The organism is Rhodococcus sp. EPR-134 (assembly GCF_001647205.1).
GTDB classification, from domain to species: domain Bacteria; phylum Actinomycetota; class Actinomycetes; order Mycobacteriales; family Mycobacteriaceae; genus Rhodococcus_F; species Rhodococcus_F qingshengii.
This window is the reverse complement of the sequence record NZ_LVCT01000420.1, coordinates 1-14,275: the sequence shown is the minus strand read 5'-3', so window position 1 is coordinate 14,275 and position 14,275 is coordinate 1. Positions and strand designations below refer to the sequence as shown.

General features: G+C 59.3%; 16 protein-coding genes. 11 read left to right on the top strand and 5 right to left on the bottom strand.

Going from position 1 to position 14,275, the window contains the following annotated elements; all coding sequences use genetic code 11:
• Positions 1 to 336: 336 nt before the first annotated feature.
• The 3 genes from A2J01_RS19400 to A2J01_RS19390 form a co-directional block, all read right to left on the bottom strand.
• Complete coding sequence (locus tag A2J01_RS19400; RefSeq protein ID WP_007732991.1) at positions 337 to 669, bottom strand: cupin domain-containing protein; 333 nt, start codon at positions 667 to 669, stop codon at positions 337 to 339.
• A gap of 179 nt (positions 670 to 848) precedes the next feature.
• On the bottom strand, positions 849 to 1,535 hold the full coding sequence (locus A2J01_RS19395) for a hypothetical protein (RefSeq protein ID WP_064113352.1): 687 nt from the start codon (positions 1,533 to 1,535) through the stop codon (positions 849 to 851).
• 167 nt (positions 1,536 to 1,702) lie between these two features.
• Positions 1,703 to 2,398 carry a helix-turn-helix transcriptional regulator gene (locus tag A2J01_RS19390; protein WP_024488067.1) on the bottom strand — a complete coding sequence of 232 codons (696 nt, stop codon included), beginning with the start codon at positions 2,396 to 2,398 and terminating at the stop codon, positions 1,703 to 1,705.
• Between the two features lie 59 nt (positions 2,399 to 2,457).
• On the opposite strand from A2J01_RS19390, the gene fdxA reads away from it, so the two are divergent.
• The 8 genes from fdxA to A2J01_RS19345 all read left to right on the top strand — a co-directional run bounded on the left by fdxA (position 2,458) and on the right by A2J01_RS19345 (position 8,865).
• Positions 2,458 to 2,844: a ferredoxin gene (fdxA, locus tag A2J01_RS19385; RefSeq protein WP_064113351.1), complete on the top strand. Its 387-nt coding sequence runs from the start codon at positions 2,458 to 2,460 to the stop codon at positions 2,842 to 2,844.
• Positions 2,841 to 4,586 carry an aa3-type cytochrome oxidase subunit I gene (gene ctaD / locus A2J01_RS19380; RefSeq protein ID WP_030537915.1) on the top strand — a complete coding sequence of 582 codons (1,746 nt, stop codon included), beginning with the start codon at positions 2,841 to 2,843 and terminating at the stop codon, positions 4,584 to 4,586. Before fdxA ends, ctaD begins: the two co-directional genes overlap by 4 nt.
• Complete coding sequence (locus A2J01_RS19375) at positions 4,583 to 5,029, top strand: hypothetical protein (RefSeq protein WP_024488065.1); 447 nt, start codon at positions 4,583 to 4,585, stop codon at positions 5,027 to 5,029. Before ctaD ends, A2J01_RS19375 begins: the two co-directional genes overlap by 4 nt.
• Before the next feature lie 30 nt (positions 5,030 to 5,059).
• Entirely contained in the window at positions 5,060 to 5,470 is a 411-nt protein-coding gene (locus A2J01_RS19370) for a DUF952 domain-containing protein (protein ID WP_024488064.1), read from the top strand.
• 1,099 nt (positions 5,471 to 6,569) lie between these two features.
• Positions 6,570 to 6,806: a hypothetical protein gene (locus A2J01_RS19360; RefSeq protein WP_024488063.1), complete on the top strand. Its 237-nt coding sequence runs from the start codon at positions 6,570 to 6,572 to the stop codon at positions 6,804 to 6,806.
• A 174-nt stretch (positions 6,807 to 6,980) separates the two neighbouring features.
• On the top strand, positions 6,981 to 7,430 hold the full coding sequence (locus tag A2J01_RS19355; RefSeq protein ID WP_060939846.1) for an RrF2 family transcriptional regulator: 450 nt from the start codon (positions 6,981 to 6,983) through the stop codon (positions 7,428 to 7,430).
• 32 nt (positions 7,431 to 7,462) lie between these two features.
• Positions 7,463 to 8,656, top strand: a complete 1,194-nt coding sequence (locus A2J01_RS19350; RefSeq protein ID WP_024488093.1) for a globin domain-containing protein — start codon at positions 7,463 to 7,465, stop codon at positions 8,654 to 8,656.
• An 11-nt stretch (positions 8,657 to 8,667) separates the two neighbouring features.
• Positions 8,668 to 8,865 (top strand): hypothetical protein, encoded by a 198-nt coding sequence (locus A2J01_RS19345; protein ID WP_024488094.1) that lies wholly within the window; start codon positions 8,668 to 8,670, stop codon positions 8,863 to 8,865.
• A 39-nt stretch (positions 8,866 to 8,904) separates the two neighbouring features.
• Here A2J01_RS19345 and A2J01_RS19340 read toward each other — a convergent pair whose 3' ends face one another.
• Positions 8,905 to 9,318 carry a VOC family protein gene (locus A2J01_RS19340; RefSeq protein WP_024488095.1) on the bottom strand — a complete coding sequence of 138 codons (414 nt, stop codon included), beginning with the start codon at positions 9,316 to 9,318 and terminating at the stop codon, positions 8,905 to 8,907.
• 430 nt (positions 9,319 to 9,748) lie between these two features.
• On the opposite strand from A2J01_RS19340, the gene A2J01_RS19335 reads away from it, so the two are divergent.
• The gene (locus A2J01_RS19335) at positions 9,749 to 10,387 is read left to right on the top strand and encodes a hypothetical protein (protein WP_024488096.1); all 639 of its coding nucleotides are present in this window, start codon (positions 9,749 to 9,751) and stop codon (positions 10,385 to 10,387) included.
• A gap of 424 nt (positions 10,388 to 10,811) precedes the next feature.
• Positions 10,812 to 11,033: a hypothetical protein gene (locus A2J01_RS19330; RefSeq protein ID WP_024488097.1), complete on the top strand. Its 222-nt coding sequence runs from the start codon at positions 10,812 to 10,814 to the stop codon at positions 11,031 to 11,033.
• A gap of 519 nt (positions 11,034 to 11,552) precedes the next feature.
• On the opposite strand, the gene A2J01_RS19320 is transcribed toward A2J01_RS19330, so the two are convergent.
• Entirely contained in the window at positions 11,553 to 11,957 is a 405-nt protein-coding gene (locus A2J01_RS19320) for a hypothetical protein (protein ID WP_064113349.1), read from the bottom strand.
• 317 nt (positions 11,958 to 12,274) lie between these two features.
• Between A2J01_RS19320 and A2J01_RS35860 the strand changes: the two genes are divergently transcribed.
• Positions 12,275 to 13,711 carry a hypothetical protein gene (locus tag A2J01_RS35860; RefSeq protein ID WP_197494252.1) on the top strand — a complete coding sequence of 479 codons (1,437 nt, stop codon included), beginning with the start codon at positions 12,275 to 12,277 and terminating at the stop codon, positions 13,709 to 13,711.
• The last annotated feature ends 564 nt before the right edge of the window (positions 13,712 to 14,275 follow it).

The window sequence follows — 14,275 nt, the reverse complement described above, 5'->3', positions numbered from 1 at the left end:
GAAGTCGTCCAGGGTGAGGTCCGCGGCCTGCAACATGGTGCCCATCGCTCCGTCGCCGATGACAACGCGCTGTTTCAGCGCATCAAGCAGGGCAGAGTTCAACGGGCCGGACATGCCGCCGGCCATGGACTCCGAGGACACAGGGGCGATCGACTCGTTGGACTCGAATCGGTTCAATGCACTTACCTCACAGGTCGGTTGTCATCGACACGAGACAGCGCCGCAGACCAGCACCCAGAGAAAGAGCAGGGCACAGTTCGGCAACTCGATCGTGATCGACAACGAAACAGAAGGAATAACGGTCGAATCAATGGCCGCAGAAGGCCGTCGATACTGTCAGATTGTTTTGGCGACGGTCAGCAGTACGCTCGAGGACTCCAACGCTTCGAGAGAATGCCGAGCATTCGGGACGATCAACAGATCGCCGGACGATCCCTCCCACGCGTTTTCGGCTGCACACAGGCGTACCCGACCGGTGAGCACGTAGACGGTCGCTTCCCCGGGGTTCTCGTGCTCGTCGAGCCTTTGCCCCGCAGCCAGCGCGATGACGGTTTGACGCAGGACGTGCTCATGGCCGCCGTACACGGTACGAGCGCTCCGGCCGCTCTTCGAGTTTTCCGCCTTGTCGGCGAGTTGGCGCGCTAGCGCTGTCAAAGACATCTTTTCCACGATGTTCGCTTTCTGTCATTTGTCCGGTGCCGTCGAGGGTTCACGTCGTTTTCGGCTCGTCGGCTACGAGGTTGCGAGCAGGGTTCTCTGGTGGTTGGTGTGTGTGCGGCATCTACACAGTCGTGATCGAAGTCCGCCCGGGATCATGTAGTTGTATCGGCATCGTGCACGAGGTTCCATCAGGCCTGTGTCGGGGGTTGCGGATGATCTCGTGTGGTGAGGAACTTCGCGGGGTCACTACCGGCACGAGCACCGCTGCTGAGCCATCGGGCGAATCCTCGAGGATCGCGACGTTCGATTTCGTCGAGGTAACGCTCGCGGGTACGCGCGAGGTGCAGCGCGTCCGTCGTCGACGGCGATGGCGAGGGGCCGTTCTGCAGAGCGGGCCAGCTCATGCGCCAACATCGGCACAGGGCTTCGTCCGAGAGTTGGCTGCAGTCCGGCAGCGGAAGAAGCGGCACATCGACGGTGCTGGTGCGTATCAGGGGACTTTTCGGCGAGCATGGTAGTGCCTGTGTGAACTCGACTCTGCCGCCGATGTAGCGACACATCGGAGCCGAGGTGAGGGTCATCAGCAGTATCAACGGTAAGGCAGCAGCGCCGGAGAGCGCGATCAATCCGATGACAGTGATCACGACTGCCGCCCACGTAGCGCCGTCTCGTAGCGCAATCGTCAGGAGAGTTCGGGGCGGTGGAGTAGTGCGAAGCGTGATCGGTCGCAACCAGGGTGAACCCCCTCCGATCAATACTGCGGCAATCACCGCCGATACCAGAATGTCGGTAGGGACGGTGGCGGCTGCGACGATCCCTCCTGAAGCGGTAAGGATCGCTGCGGCGACCCACCAGATGATGCGATAGATGCTCATGGGATGTAATCCCTTGCCGTGAGGAAGTTTCCAGCTGTTCATGTCTCGGTGCGGTCCGCCGAAACGGCGAATACGTTCGATCGTGCGTGCACATCAGCGGTCCCACAACGGGCGGGGAAGGGAATGCGACTGCGCGACAGCAACGTCGATATACACGGTCCTGTGTGTCATTGCCGCTCCAGTTGCGCGAGGCACGTACGCGGGGTATCCCAGGGGGTGAGCGAGCTCTCGATCTGACGTGCGCCGAGTCGCGTCAGGACCCCGCGTATCAAGCCCAGGTGCAAGGAGCAGACAACGCCGGGACTTTGTCGGGCGACGCTCTCGAACGGACAGGCGTGCAATCGGATACGGGTTTCGGTATTCGAGGTTTCGAGTTCCGGATCGAACCCCATCTCCGCGAACAAGGTGGTGACGACGAGCGCCGCTTCTTCTGTCGGCCGGTCGGCTCCGGAGGTTGCGCCGAGTTCATCGAGTGCCCACTGTCTGCCCGCAGCCTCGGCGAGGTTCTCCGGGGTGCCGTCGCTCTGGCGTGCGAAGTGGGCCGCCAGAACGTGAGCCAACTTTTCGTATCCGGAGGTAGCACCGACTCCCGAGCCGAGTGCATTCTGTGCCCGGTAGAGCTGACGTGGACGCCCACGGGTGACGTTGTGTTCGGTCTCCTTCGCGATCAGACCGACCTCGATCAACGCGTTCAGGTGGAACCGAACCGTGGTCACATGCAGATCGCACAAATCCGCCAGTTCGGCGGCGGTCATCGATTCCGCGCCGGCCCGCAGGGCGTCCAGCAGTTGGACACGCCGCCGTGACGCCAGTACCGCATGAGTACCGGCGCGTGCCGACCCTGTTCCCTTTCGTATCGCCATACTGTAAGACTTTAGAGGAAAGATGTCCTCGAAAATAGGCAGTGTCCTGGAGGCCACTCATGACGTACGTGATCGCTGCACCATGTATCGACGTGATGGACCGAGGATGCGTCGAGGAATGTCCGGTCGACTGCATCTACGAAGGGGCACGGTCGCTCTACATCCACCCCGACGAATGCATCGACTGCGGTGCGTGCGAACCGGTCTGCCCGGTCGAGGCCATCTCGTACGAATCCGACGTCCCCGCCCGCTGGGAAGAGTTCATCGACGACAACGCCCACTTCTTCCATCGACTGCTACCCGGAGCGGCCGAGATAGTGGGATCACCGGGGGGATCCATGAATCTCGTTCGCGTAGGCGTCGATACGGAGCTGGTAGGCGGTTATCCGCACTCGAATCATCCGAATATCGGACCGCCATCCCCCGCGCGGGAAGAACGGCAATGACTCCCGTTGTGACAGAACTCCTGCCTTCGCGGCCCTACCCGAAACGCCGGGGGTTTAAGGGATCGTTCTTCTATTCCGCTGCCACCACGACCGATCCCAAAAAGCTGGGCGTGATGTATCTGGTCACCTCGTTCGCCTTCTTCATGTTGGGCGGATTGATGGCCTTGTTGATCCGGACCGAACTCGCCGTGCCCGGTCTTCAGTTCCTCTCGAACGAGCAGTACAACCAGCTCTTCACCATGCATGGCACGATCATGTTGCTGCTGTATGCGACTCCGATCGTGTTCGGTTTCGCGAACTACATACTTCCCCTGCAGATCGGTGCACCGGATGTCGCGTTCCCGCGACTGAACGCGCTCAGCTACTGGCTGTACCTGTTCGGTGCGCTCATCACCGTATCCGGATTCCTCACCCCGGGCGGGGCCGCGGACTTCGGGTGGACGGGATATACCCCGCTGACCAGTGCACTGCATTCACCGGGTGTCGGCGGAGATCTGTGGATCATGGGACTCGCACTGGCCGGCGTCGGGACCATCTTGGGCGGGGTCAACATGATCACCACCGTGATCTGTCTGCGTGCGCCCGGGATGACGATGTTTCGGATGCCCATCTTCACGTGGAATGTCTTCATCACCATGATCCTGGTGTTGTTGGCTTTTCCCATACTCACCGCAGCGCTGATGGGACTGCTCGTGGACCGACACCTCGGTGGACACCTCTTCGATCCCGCCACAGGTGGTGCGATCCTGTGGCAACATCTGTTCTGGTTCTTCGGACATCCCGAGGTGTACATCGTGGCCATACCGTTCTTCGGTATCGTCTCGGAGATATTTCCCGTCTTCTCCCGCAAGCCGATCTTCGGCTACGCCGGACTCGTCTACGCGACGATCGCCATCTCTGCGCTGTCGGCGGCAGTGTGGGCACATCACATGTTTGCCACGGGAGCCGTTCTGCTGCCGTTCTTTTCGATGATGAGTTTTCTCATTGCCATACCCACCGGGGTCAAATTCTTCAACTGGATCGGAACGATGTGGAAAGGACAACTGACCTTCGAGTCGCCGATGCTGTTCTCGATCGGCTTTCTGATCACTTTCCTCTTCGGCGGTCTGTCGGGGGTGATACTGGCGAGCCCGCCCCTCGACTTCCACGTCACCGATTCGTATTTCCTCGTCGCGCACTTCCACTACGTTCTCTTCGGGACCATCGTCTTCGCCACATACGCCGGGATCTATTTCTGGTTCCCGAAGATCACCGGACGATTCATGAACGAACGACTCGGTAGGTGGCATTTCTGGACGACTTTCGTCGGTTTCCATACGACCTTTCTGGTTCAACATTGGCTCGGCGCCGAAGGCATGCCGCGGCGATATGCCGACTACTTACCCTCGGACGGATTCACCACGCTTAACTCGATCTCGACGATCGGTTCGTTTGTTCTCGGAGCGTCACTGCTGCCGTTCGTGTGGAACGTGTTCACCTCGTACCGCTACGGAGAGGTCGTGACGGTCGACGATCCGTGGGGCTACGGAAATTCGCTCGAATGGGCAACGAGCTGTCCGCCGCCGCGGCACAACTTCACCGAACTGCCTCGGATCCGCTCCGAGCGTCCCGCGTTCGAACTGCATTACCCGCACATGGTCGAACGGATGAGGACCGAAGAACATGCAGCTAGAAGGAAGATTTCCACAGCCGTAGTGGAAGGACCGAACTCGATCCCGTCCAGTGAGGCCGATGACCTATGACCGAAGCGGCACGCTACGCGCAATTAATCTTGCCGGTCTTTTGGCTCGGGATGGTCGCTGCGATTTCCTTCCTGGAAGCACCGATCAAGTTTCGCGCTCCAGGAGTGAGCCTGGCCATCGGGCTCGGGATCGGCCGAAAGGTCTTCACCGCACTGAACGCCGTGGAGTTGGTTCTGACACTGGTACTGGCGGCATCCTGCATCGTCGCGAAACCTGACACACCCGCGTTGACGTTCTTCGTGCTGGCCGCGATGGTGCTCATTGTTCAGGTTGCGGCGATCCGGCCACTCCTGGGTAAACGCTCCGACCGAATCCTCGCCGGAGAAGACCTACCGCGTTCGAAGATACATCTGGTGTACATCGCTTTCGAGTTGGTGAAGGTTGTGTTGTTGATCAGCGTGATCATTTCCCTGTTCGCGTTGTTGTCCGCATGTCTTCACTGATACCCGGACCATTTCGATGAAAGGTTTCCGATGAACGAATGCATTTTTCACGTAGCCCTTGCTGATGACTGGGAGGGCGCTCAACGATTCGGAGAATATGAAGGATCAACCCGCGCAAAGACTCTCGATCAGGTTGGCTTCGTCCACGCTGCCACTGCAGGGGATCTCGAGCATGTTCTCGCGACAGTGTACGGGGACCTTCGACTTCCACTGGTAGTGGTGGTTGTCGATCAGGATGCTCTCCTTGCAGCGGGGGTCTCGATCAGGTGGGACGAGCGCAACCCATCACCTCCTGGTGCAGACACGCGGGTTCACCGGATCTTGGGAGCAATACCGTTGGATCCGGACATCGTCCTCGATGTTCTCCCGATCGAGGAAGTCGGCGGGGAATGGCTTGTTCCCGACGTGTCCGCATATACGCTCCGAGATACGTCCCGGTAGTCAAAAAATCATGTAAGCGGACTTTGCGGCTAATAGTGGTGAGCAGGGTCAGGTCATCGAACATTTTTTGCGCACCGACCTCTCGCCGGTGTCGCTTACAGCGTTTGGATGTGACCGATGGTCGACTCCACCGATCCGCCTGCACTACCGAGAGCGGACCCATGGCACGCGGAAACTACTGTGGCATAAAGATTCCGCACACAATTGTGCCCCGGTCGCAGACGTCGTCAACCCTGTCACGTGGGCAGGTTCGGTGCCGTATGCCGCCGGCATCGCACCTCGTATGCGCATCGGCCACAGCAAAGTGGTTCAACCTGCCCTGGCTGCTCCTGATCGGATTCGCCGTCCTGATCGCGGCGGTGGCTGCGGCACAGCACTTACGTGGGTTGTCGTCGGTGCAGGTGTTCGTCGAACAGCACCGCGGAGTCGCGAGGTCAGCCCAGGGGAAACGTCTGCCCTTCCCACATGGTTGGGTGCGCAGCAATTTCTTAATCTGTTTCTGATGGTCTTCATCATCCGGTCGGGCATACAGATTCTCACCGACCACCCTCGGCTGTACTGGACCCGGCACAGCGCTCCTGGTCGGGAGTGGTTTCATATCTAAAAGCCTGTGCCTGCCGATCCCTTGTGGACAGCGCGCGACGGACCGAACCGTGCAACATGGGGCCGATGCCTACACGTGCGATCTCGAGCTCGACTGTGGATAAGTCGCTCGACGCAAAAGTGTACGACGGTCTTCGGCGGCAGACCGATTCCAGATCGAGTCCCCCATACCCGTTACACCGTCGACAGTTGCCGTTTGGGTGCGATGTACGGTGAGCGAACCGTCGATAGCTTGAGGTTAGCGAAAATCCGGATTGTACTGTTACGGTAAGTTACTTGAAAGTTGTTCGTTCTTCATGAGGTCGGGGCCGAATGGAGCTCCACCTGCAATGAAACTATGTAGCACAGCGCTTTTCCGGAACGAAAGTCCCTGTACATTATTTGTTCGTCGTTGCGTTCGACGCATCGAGCTGTCTCACGGAGATCCGATCGATGCTTGCGGGATCATTGCAGCACCGTTCCGTACGGCCGCAATCAGCGTTAAGACGGTGGCGCCATGACGAGCAGATGTCGGCGCGAAGCCGCATTGCTCGCCGTGTTTCTAGCACAATTCGAACCCGTAGCCGGGGGACAGAAACCGACCGTCACTCGCCTCACCGCCCGTGAGATCGACCAGTGGCGAGAGGACTACGAGCAAGCGGTGCAATGGTCAACTGCAACGAGTTTCAGCACGAACGACGTCGCCAACCTCAAGGAAATGCGTCGACGGTACGGTTTTACCTCCGCCCTCTGAGAGTGCACTACGGGACGATGTGCTCGACTCGACCTTTCGGCAACGAACCAATTATGCACGGTCGGTGCCGCTTCACAGCGTTCTCGACCATGTCGACGTGGTGCGTTGGGCCTTCGTTTGAGATCCCCCTCACATAAATAGTCATCTCAGATGCGAATTATGTAGGTTCGGGTCATGCAGCTGACGCAGTTCACCGATCTGGGATTGCGCGTCGTCATGCGGTTGGCCGTACTCGACGCCGATGCCTCCCCCAGTACCCGGGTAATTGCGCAGCAGCTCAACGTGTCGTACTCCCATGCCACCAAGGTGGTTACGCGGCTCGGCGAGTTGGGCATCGTCACAACCAGGCGTGGTCGCGGCGGTGGGCTTTCCATCACCGAACTCGGCCGCACCGCCACCATCGGCTGGCTGGCCAGACGCCTCGAAGGGTCGGGTGAAGTCGTCGACTGCGAAGGCGACAAACCGTGCCCACTGCGCGGCGGCTGCCTCCTTCGGAGCGCTTTGCGAGAAGCGCAGGAAGCGTTTTTCGTCTCGCTCGACGCGGTCACGATCGAAGACGTCATCCGGCAGCCGTCCAAAACTGTTCTGCTTCGCCTCACCACTCGGAGCGACGAAGCAAGCTGATCAACGTCAATTTCGACCGAACGGAGCAGCTCATGCTTTCCCCACAGTCAACCGAGGTCATTCGCGCCACCCTTCCCGTGGTCGGCGCCGCCATCGGCGATATCACAACCCTGTTCTACCGCACGATGTTCGACGCACACCCCGAACTCGAACGTGATCTGTTCAATCGCGGCAACCAGAAACAGGGTGAACAGCAGAAGGCACTCGCGGGCGCTATCGCGGCATTCGCAACGCTTCAGCTCGAACCCGACAGCGCCAAGGTTGATCTCATCCTTTCTCGTATCGCTCACAAGCACGCGTCGTTGGGCATCACCCCTGACCAGTACGCAATCGTGCACGAACACCTCTTCGCCGCAATCGTCGAAATACTCGGCGATGCAGTCACTCCCGACGTCGCGGCAGCATGGGACGAGGTCTACTGGCTGATGGCCGAAACCCTCATCACGATGGAGCGAGGCCTCTACCAGCTCGCCGGCGTCGATACCGGTGACGTCTGGCGGACGGTTCGAATCACCGAACGGGTATTGCAGTCCGCCGATACCGTGTCACTGACACTCGCCTCACTCGACGGCAGCGTTCTCCCCACCTTCGCTCCCGGACAGTACCTTTCGGTCGGCGTGGTGCTTCCAGACGGCGCTCGCCAGATACGTCAATACAGCCTCTGTTCCGTGCCGAGCAGCGCGGGCTGGCGGATCAGTGTGAAGCGAATCTCGGGAACTCCCGACGGCGAGGTGTCGAACTTCCTCTACAACAACGCGTTCGAAGGTTCCGAGCTGTCGGTAACCACACCGTTCGGCGATCTGATGATGCCTGACGACGACTCACCATTGCTCCTCGCGTCGGCCGGAATCGGTTGCACACCGATGATCGGCATGCTCAATCATCTCGTGGACACCGGCGCCGAGCGTTCGGTCTCAGTCATTCATGCTGACCGATCGATTGCGGATCATGCGCACCGCGCAGAACTCAGCACACTCGTCGAGAAGATTCCCGCCGCAACCCTGCACCGTTGGTACGAGGATCTCGGCACGCACGTGGCGTTCGGATCTGTTCACGAAGGACGGGCGGATTTGCAAGACATTGCAGTGGAGCCCGATACCCAAGCCTTCCTCTGCGGGCCGATGCCGTTCATGTTGGCGATGCGCGCATCGTTGCTCGAACGGGACGTCCCGCCGCAGAATATCCACTACGAGGTCTTCGGACCGGACAGCTGGGCCAATACCTGAGCGGAGCCGACATGACGGAAGACCCACCGGTGGAAACTCTTTCGCGGTGGTCGGATTCGGGAGCGACGTGGCGTGTTCTACGGCGCACCTCCACATCGATCACGGTCTCACTACGGCGCTGCGACGGGGGCGAGGAAGTTGAGCGTCTGACCTCATCCGATCCCGACCTCCTGGAGTGGATCGGTGACCGTGTGAGCAGCGAGGACTGACGTGTCCAACGCACCGCTACCTGCGGTGCGTTGAGCACGTCATCCGTGGAATCGTTGTGCGATCAGCTCTCGGGGTAGTTTCTCTGGGCCCGGGTAGGCGACGATGACACGTATACCGTCAGGGTCGCAGCCATCGACGAAAGTCACTCCACCGACTACCTGGGTGAAGGTAGAGGCATCGTATGCGCGTAGTCGTTCACTGATCCGCGCCAATTCTTCTTCGGTATCAGCGGACCACATGACGTAGTGGACGCCGATGTTGCTCATGTTGCGCCGCGATGCGCCCTGTTGGACATACATGTAGATCTGGAAATCATCCGGCGTCAGAAGGAGCGCCGCCTCGCGTTCACGCAAGGCGACACGGCAGGAAAATACGTCGCAGTAGTAGCTCACCGACCGATCCAGGTTGGCTACTTGCATCACCGACGAGGCAACTTTGGCGGCAGCACACATTTTTCTCTCCTACTCCCGAACAAGCCAGAGGCCTTCACAGTACCGTCGCACTCGGTGTATTGGCTTTCTCTGTGGCGCGAAGTCCGCATGCACCAGAATTCGCCGCTGACGTCGATGACCGTTCGCCAACTCCCGCTCCGTGGTGACCCGCCCGGACGGTCGTCAGTACCAGCCAGGCGGGCCGAGTACACCCGACCTGGGAGAGTCGGGCGCACGATCAGGGATCGGCCCACCGGACGTGTGTGACGACCTCCCGGAGAACCCCATCCGTCACCGTCTCGGAACTAGAGACGACGCGGAAAACGAATGTAGCGCACACAGTTCCACTGATCTACCACTGCCTGCGACTTACCACGGTCACGTCCCTCCCACAGTTCGGCCGATCTAAACTCACCAGAACAATTAAAGCCACACCCTCACAGGAGCAGCGATGAGTCCCCGGCCCACCTGGCTCCACACCCGATCCACCGAACTTCGGGCCGCACTCCTCGATCTCGGGCTCACGATCACCGACACCGAAGCCCGGAAAATCCTCGACGACAAACTCACCGAATACGCGACCCTGATGAGAGTCACCCGCCAGACCGCACAGCGTGACTTCACCGACGAACGCCTCCTCGCGTTCGCACAGTCCCTCGCGGTGTCACTCTACGACGAAGCCCCCGGCGCCGACCTGATCGAATTCGAACGCAGCATCTCCATGCCCGTCGCTGCCGTCGGTCTGACCACCGCGGCGCTGGCCGAAGCCTTGAAAGTCGCGCACGTCAACCTCGACGACAAAGAAGCCCTCGCAGGCCTGTCGCTACTGTCGACTCTCGGTATGATCACCGCCGACGCCAATGCTTTCTTCGTCCCGACCCCGCGTCCTCTGCTCTTGCGCATCGCGCGCTATCTCGACGGCGCCGCGACATCCGTCACCGACGGTGCGAACCTGCCCGACGGCCTCGACGACACCCACAGACAGCACTTCGCGGACGTCCTCGCCCAGGACGCCGACGGAATCCGGGCTCTCGCCAACACCGAAGACGGCGACACCCCGCGACTGTGGCGCACCCCCAACCCGCGCTGACCGCCGGTGCAGCGAAACATAGTCGATGCGCTGAAACCTGCGGGACGGCTCGCCCGCCGATAGACCAGGGGTGGCTACCGGCGGAGCGTTCGCCATGCCCGTTGGGGACCGGGTGATGCCGCCCCCGAAAATTTACGTGCCACCCACCTCGGTTACCAGTCTTCGCACAGTTACAGCTACTTGAGCATTGAACTATCGAGGGGAGTGCCTCGCCGCCTGCAGGTGAACCGGTACCGAGTTAGTTCATCGCACCCATGAGTCGCCTTCACTTATCTCCCGCGTACCGACCGGTCAGCAATGACGCAGTAACATCACCATTTGGTGCGCTGCTTTCCGCCTCGGTTCCAGCGCACCACCCGATACCACCGCACAGGCAGTCACCCCTTCGGACTGCCTGCATGAGCCACACGTGCAGGAGCGACGCATGACCTCCCCTGACGAGCGTCTGACCGCCAAACTCGAACAACTCCCCATCAGCGACGACGCCCCCATGTGCTCACTCCTGCGCACCACCCTGCTCAAACACGCTCAACACGGCAGCGACATCACCGAGCCCACCCTGCTCGGGCTGCTCGCCATCACCGGCGCCCTCGAAGAACGCCTCACCCGACTCGAAGCCACGATTCAGCCCTCCCCCACACCATGACGGCACCACCGCCTCGCATCGACCGACGAAAGCGCGTCCGAAAATTCCTCGGAGCGAGGTCAGAAATTGCCGTTATCCTCGGCTGCATCCTCTTCGCCCTCGTCATCGTCTGGTGGGCAGCCTGAAAAAAACTTCTCTGTCGAAAAGACAAGGTCTGTGGGTTATTCGACATAGATTGTCGACACCAGTTCTCGACACCGCTCCCTCAGTACGAACTGGGGATATACATGCTTCACAGAAGCGTCGAATACCGATCCAATTTCGACAAGACGCGCATTCTCTTGTCACCGACGCAGCGTTTCACACGGACACAAAGGTCGATGCTGACCCCGTGCGAGCCGTGCGAGGCATCCGGCGAGAGTCGCTGCACCTTAATGCCCGAAGCCGGAACGACGCACCCGCAAACCCGGAATATGTTGATCGACTTCACAATTCGATTAACCACACGCTCTTGTCGGCCCGAATACAGTCACGGACATACCCGACGCAAACCAGTTTTGTACAGTTCTCGACGAGCAATCAGGCGCTGGTCACCGAAAGGACGAGGCCGTCATCGACGCTGTAGGTCCACGACGCTTTCCAGCCTTCCCATTGCCCATCGCCCTTGCCTACATCGGCGCTAGTCCACATCATCCAATCCTCGATGCTAGGGGGCACTTCCGTCTCTCTCAACAGGCAGTTACGAGCCCGTGTGAACTCGGTGCTACGTTCGCCACCTGGTTTTTCACTCCTCAGCGTGTCGCCGTCGATTGTCAGACCGCTGTTCGACTCTGAGCATGTCGCGAACACCGCGTCCGCCTTCGAATCACTGAAGAGTTGCGAGAACCCGAAGACTCCTAGAACAACAATGAGCACGGCTGACAGCCCAATTACTGCAATGAGCAGCTTCTTGTTTGTCCCGGACTGTGCAGCGAATTCGGCCATGCTCGAAAAGATAGACCCGGATCGGCTACATCACTCACGCGCCCCCTGGCCCTAAACCACGGACCGCTCGCTGCGCCGGGCGACCGCATCCCCTTTTCCCTTCCCAGTGATCGCTTTCCACGGCCGGCATCTTTGCCTGTGGGCGCCGCCCCGCAGCCTCTTCATCGGTCCAGGGGCGATGCGACCACGAGCCGTTGACAACCTTGCGGTAGAAACAACTTGCGGTAGAAACAGAATGTTCTCAGCTGACAATGAAAGATGCTGCCATGGTTCGAGCACCTAGAAATGTTCGACGCTCTGCTGGCCCCTGGCCGAACTTGACGAGCGGAGAACAAGCGAGATCGGCAGGTGAGAAAAAGCCGATTCCGAAGTCGAACTACAAGCCAACTGAACGCGACCGACTGGCAATCCGCGTGACGAACCGGGTACTCGCTGCGTATCACCGTGGGGAGACAGGTCGCGTTCACCAGCTCCGTCCGTTGGTAGAAGAGCTGGTAGTACAGCCACCCGACACCGAGGTCACAGAGCGGCTGCGTGATCGAATTCGTGAAACCCTTGGCTGGTGCGCGAGGACCCTGCCGGACGGGTCACCATGCCGCTTCACCGGCGAAGCCGGAACCCTCTATCGCCATCGTGCAACACGAAACATCCACGAGTCTCGTTCAGCCCGAAAGAATCGCGTTCAGTCCATGATGCAGCGGAACCAAGCGGACAGAAGCTCTGTTGAGACAAACTCCGCCAGAACAAAATCCGGTGCGCGTGTGCACACGCGCCACGAAGCGTCAGCTTCTCCGCCCAATCAGGAAGTATCTGTGACTTCACGACTAAACCCGAGCTGGGCAGACGCTGTTCGCGGCATGATCTCCAGACAGTTCAAAGCCGGGGAAATCTTCACGAGCACCGCTCTTCATCATCTCTTCGAAGATTCTTTGAGCGACCTGTATCCGAAGAACAGCACAATCCGCGAATCACTCTCCAACACCTTGCAGAAGCTTCGCGACGAAGGCTTCTTGGAGTTCGTTGACAATCAGGGAACCTATCGCCTACCCGACACCACGCCACGTCCGGTGACGCATACAGCACGAACCGCACCTTCCAACCGCATCGTAAGTGCGGAGAAGCGGACCTCATCCCAGGAACGGAATACAGAAGCCCACACTCAGATTCTCGAATTCTCTGTGATCAATCCTGCGGCAATAGACGAGTCAGGCGAGCAGGAACCAGTAGAGTTGCATCTCATAGTGCAGAATCTCGACCCGATCAAGCCGAGTTATGAAACCTCCGACGATATGCACATCTGCCAATCGTTCGGCCGGATAATGCGAATACGATCGAAATCGGGAAAATCAATGACCGATGTTGACATAAACGCCACACATCTTATCTCAGGTCCAGTTTTCCGCGTACACATCACGGAGGGCATGCCTCGAAGCTACGAGTTCTACATGCAGGTTCAGCAGATTATGAAGCTTCTCAAGTCCGGAAGCTCCACCGTCGCCCCGTATGAGTACCAAATCTTGCCGGAGCCGTCTCTCGCTTTGGAGAGGAAGAACGGGTGGTATCTCGCACCGTCCCAGCCCTTCTGCGTACGCTGCAGGCGAGCAGGCGAAAATGCGGACAAGGATTCTCGAATAGAGCGGATCTACACAAGGCGGCCTCACGCGATCCATCTGTGTCAGCAACATATTTCAGAGTTCAACATGCAGGCCGCACGAAAACGATCGATCACATCACGGGGTCGAACCATTATATAGGAGCTTCACGCCGAGCAAGTTGCTGTCCCCTTCACACCCCTGTTCGGGGAAGCTGGGGGACAGTTCACGGAACGATGGCTTCAACGCTTCGCTGAGGGGCAGATCCGCATCTGCCGATGCCATGTCAGTTCTGAGGCGGGCGAGTGGCAGTGGCATCGCCCCGCAGCTATCTGCGTCGTAGATCCCAGCGACTGCCTCCTGTCCACCACGGAACATTCACCCTTGAAACGACTCGTCGTCTACATGACAGACGCCGGGAGAATGACTGAAGATATCGACCGTTTTCAGAACACCGGCGTTGTATCGGCACCTTACGGAGCCGGTCGATCAATCAGATCGACCTCACGCACTCTCGATCGTGGGCCGAGTTATTTGCGAAGGAAAGCGAGAATCAACCGCAGCTCTCATAGACGCAGGCACCGTTCTTGGGACCCAGTCAGACCTACCTCACTCATCGCCTCCTTCACCCCGGTTATCCAATATTTTTAGCTTCCCTCCCCGGTGATAATCTTCCGACAACGTCAACCACTGTGGGATAAATACATCCCAACCCACCGCGCACCT

Bases quoted from the DNA above. Each gene is read 5' to 3' on its own strand.
- A2J01_RS19395 (WP_064113352.1), bottom strand. From the start codon at position 1,535: ATGAGCATCTATCGCATCATCTGGTGGGTCGCCGCAGCGATCCTTACC.
- A2J01_RS19330 (WP_024488097.1), top strand. From the start codon at position 10,812: ATGACCTCCCCTGACGAGCGTCTGACCGCCAAACTCGAACAACTCCCC.
- A2J01_RS19345 (WP_024488094.1), top strand. From the start codon at position 8,668: ATGACGGAAGACCCACCGGTGGAAACTCTTTCGCGGTGGTCGGATTCG.
- A2J01_RS19335 (WP_024488096.1), top strand. From the start codon at position 9,749: ATGAGTCCCCGGCCCACCTGGCTCCACACCCGATCCACCGAACTTCGG.
- A2J01_RS19340 (WP_024488095.1), bottom strand. From the start codon at position 9,318: ATGTGTGCTGCCGCCAAAGTTGCCTCGTCGGTGATGCAAGTAGCCAAC.
- A2J01_RS19375 (WP_024488065.1), top strand. From the start codon at position 4,583: ATGACCGAAGCGGCACGCTACGCGCAATTAATCTTGCCGGTCTTTTGG.
- ctaD (WP_030537915.1), top strand. From the start codon at position 2,841: ATGACTCCCGTTGTGACAGAACTCCTGCCTTCGCGGCCCTACCCGAAA.
- A2J01_RS19320 (WP_064113349.1), bottom strand. From the start codon at position 11,957: ATGGCCGAATTCGCTGCACAGTCCGGGACAAACAAGAAGCTGCTCATT.
- fdxA (WP_064113351.1), top strand. From the start codon at position 2,458: ATGACGTACGTGATCGCTGCACCATGTATCGACGTGATGGACCGAGGA.
- A2J01_RS19390 (WP_024488067.1), bottom strand. From the start codon at position 2,398: ATGGCGATACGAAAGGGAACAGGGTCGGCACGCGCCGGTACTCATGCG.
- A2J01_RS19370 (WP_024488064.1), top strand. From the start codon at position 5,060: ATGAACGAATGCATTTTTCACGTAGCCCTTGCTGATGACTGGGAGGGC.
- A2J01_RS19350 (WP_024488093.1), top strand. From the start codon at position 7,463: ATGCTTTCCCCACAGTCAACCGAGGTCATTCGCGCCACCCTTCCCGTG.
- A2J01_RS19360 (WP_024488063.1), top strand. From the start codon at position 6,570: ATGACGAGCAGATGTCGGCGCGAAGCCGCATTGCTCGCCGTGTTTCTA.
- A2J01_RS19355 (WP_060939846.1), top strand. From the start codon at position 6,981: ATGCAGCTGACGCAGTTCACCGATCTGGGATTGCGCGTCGTCATGCGG.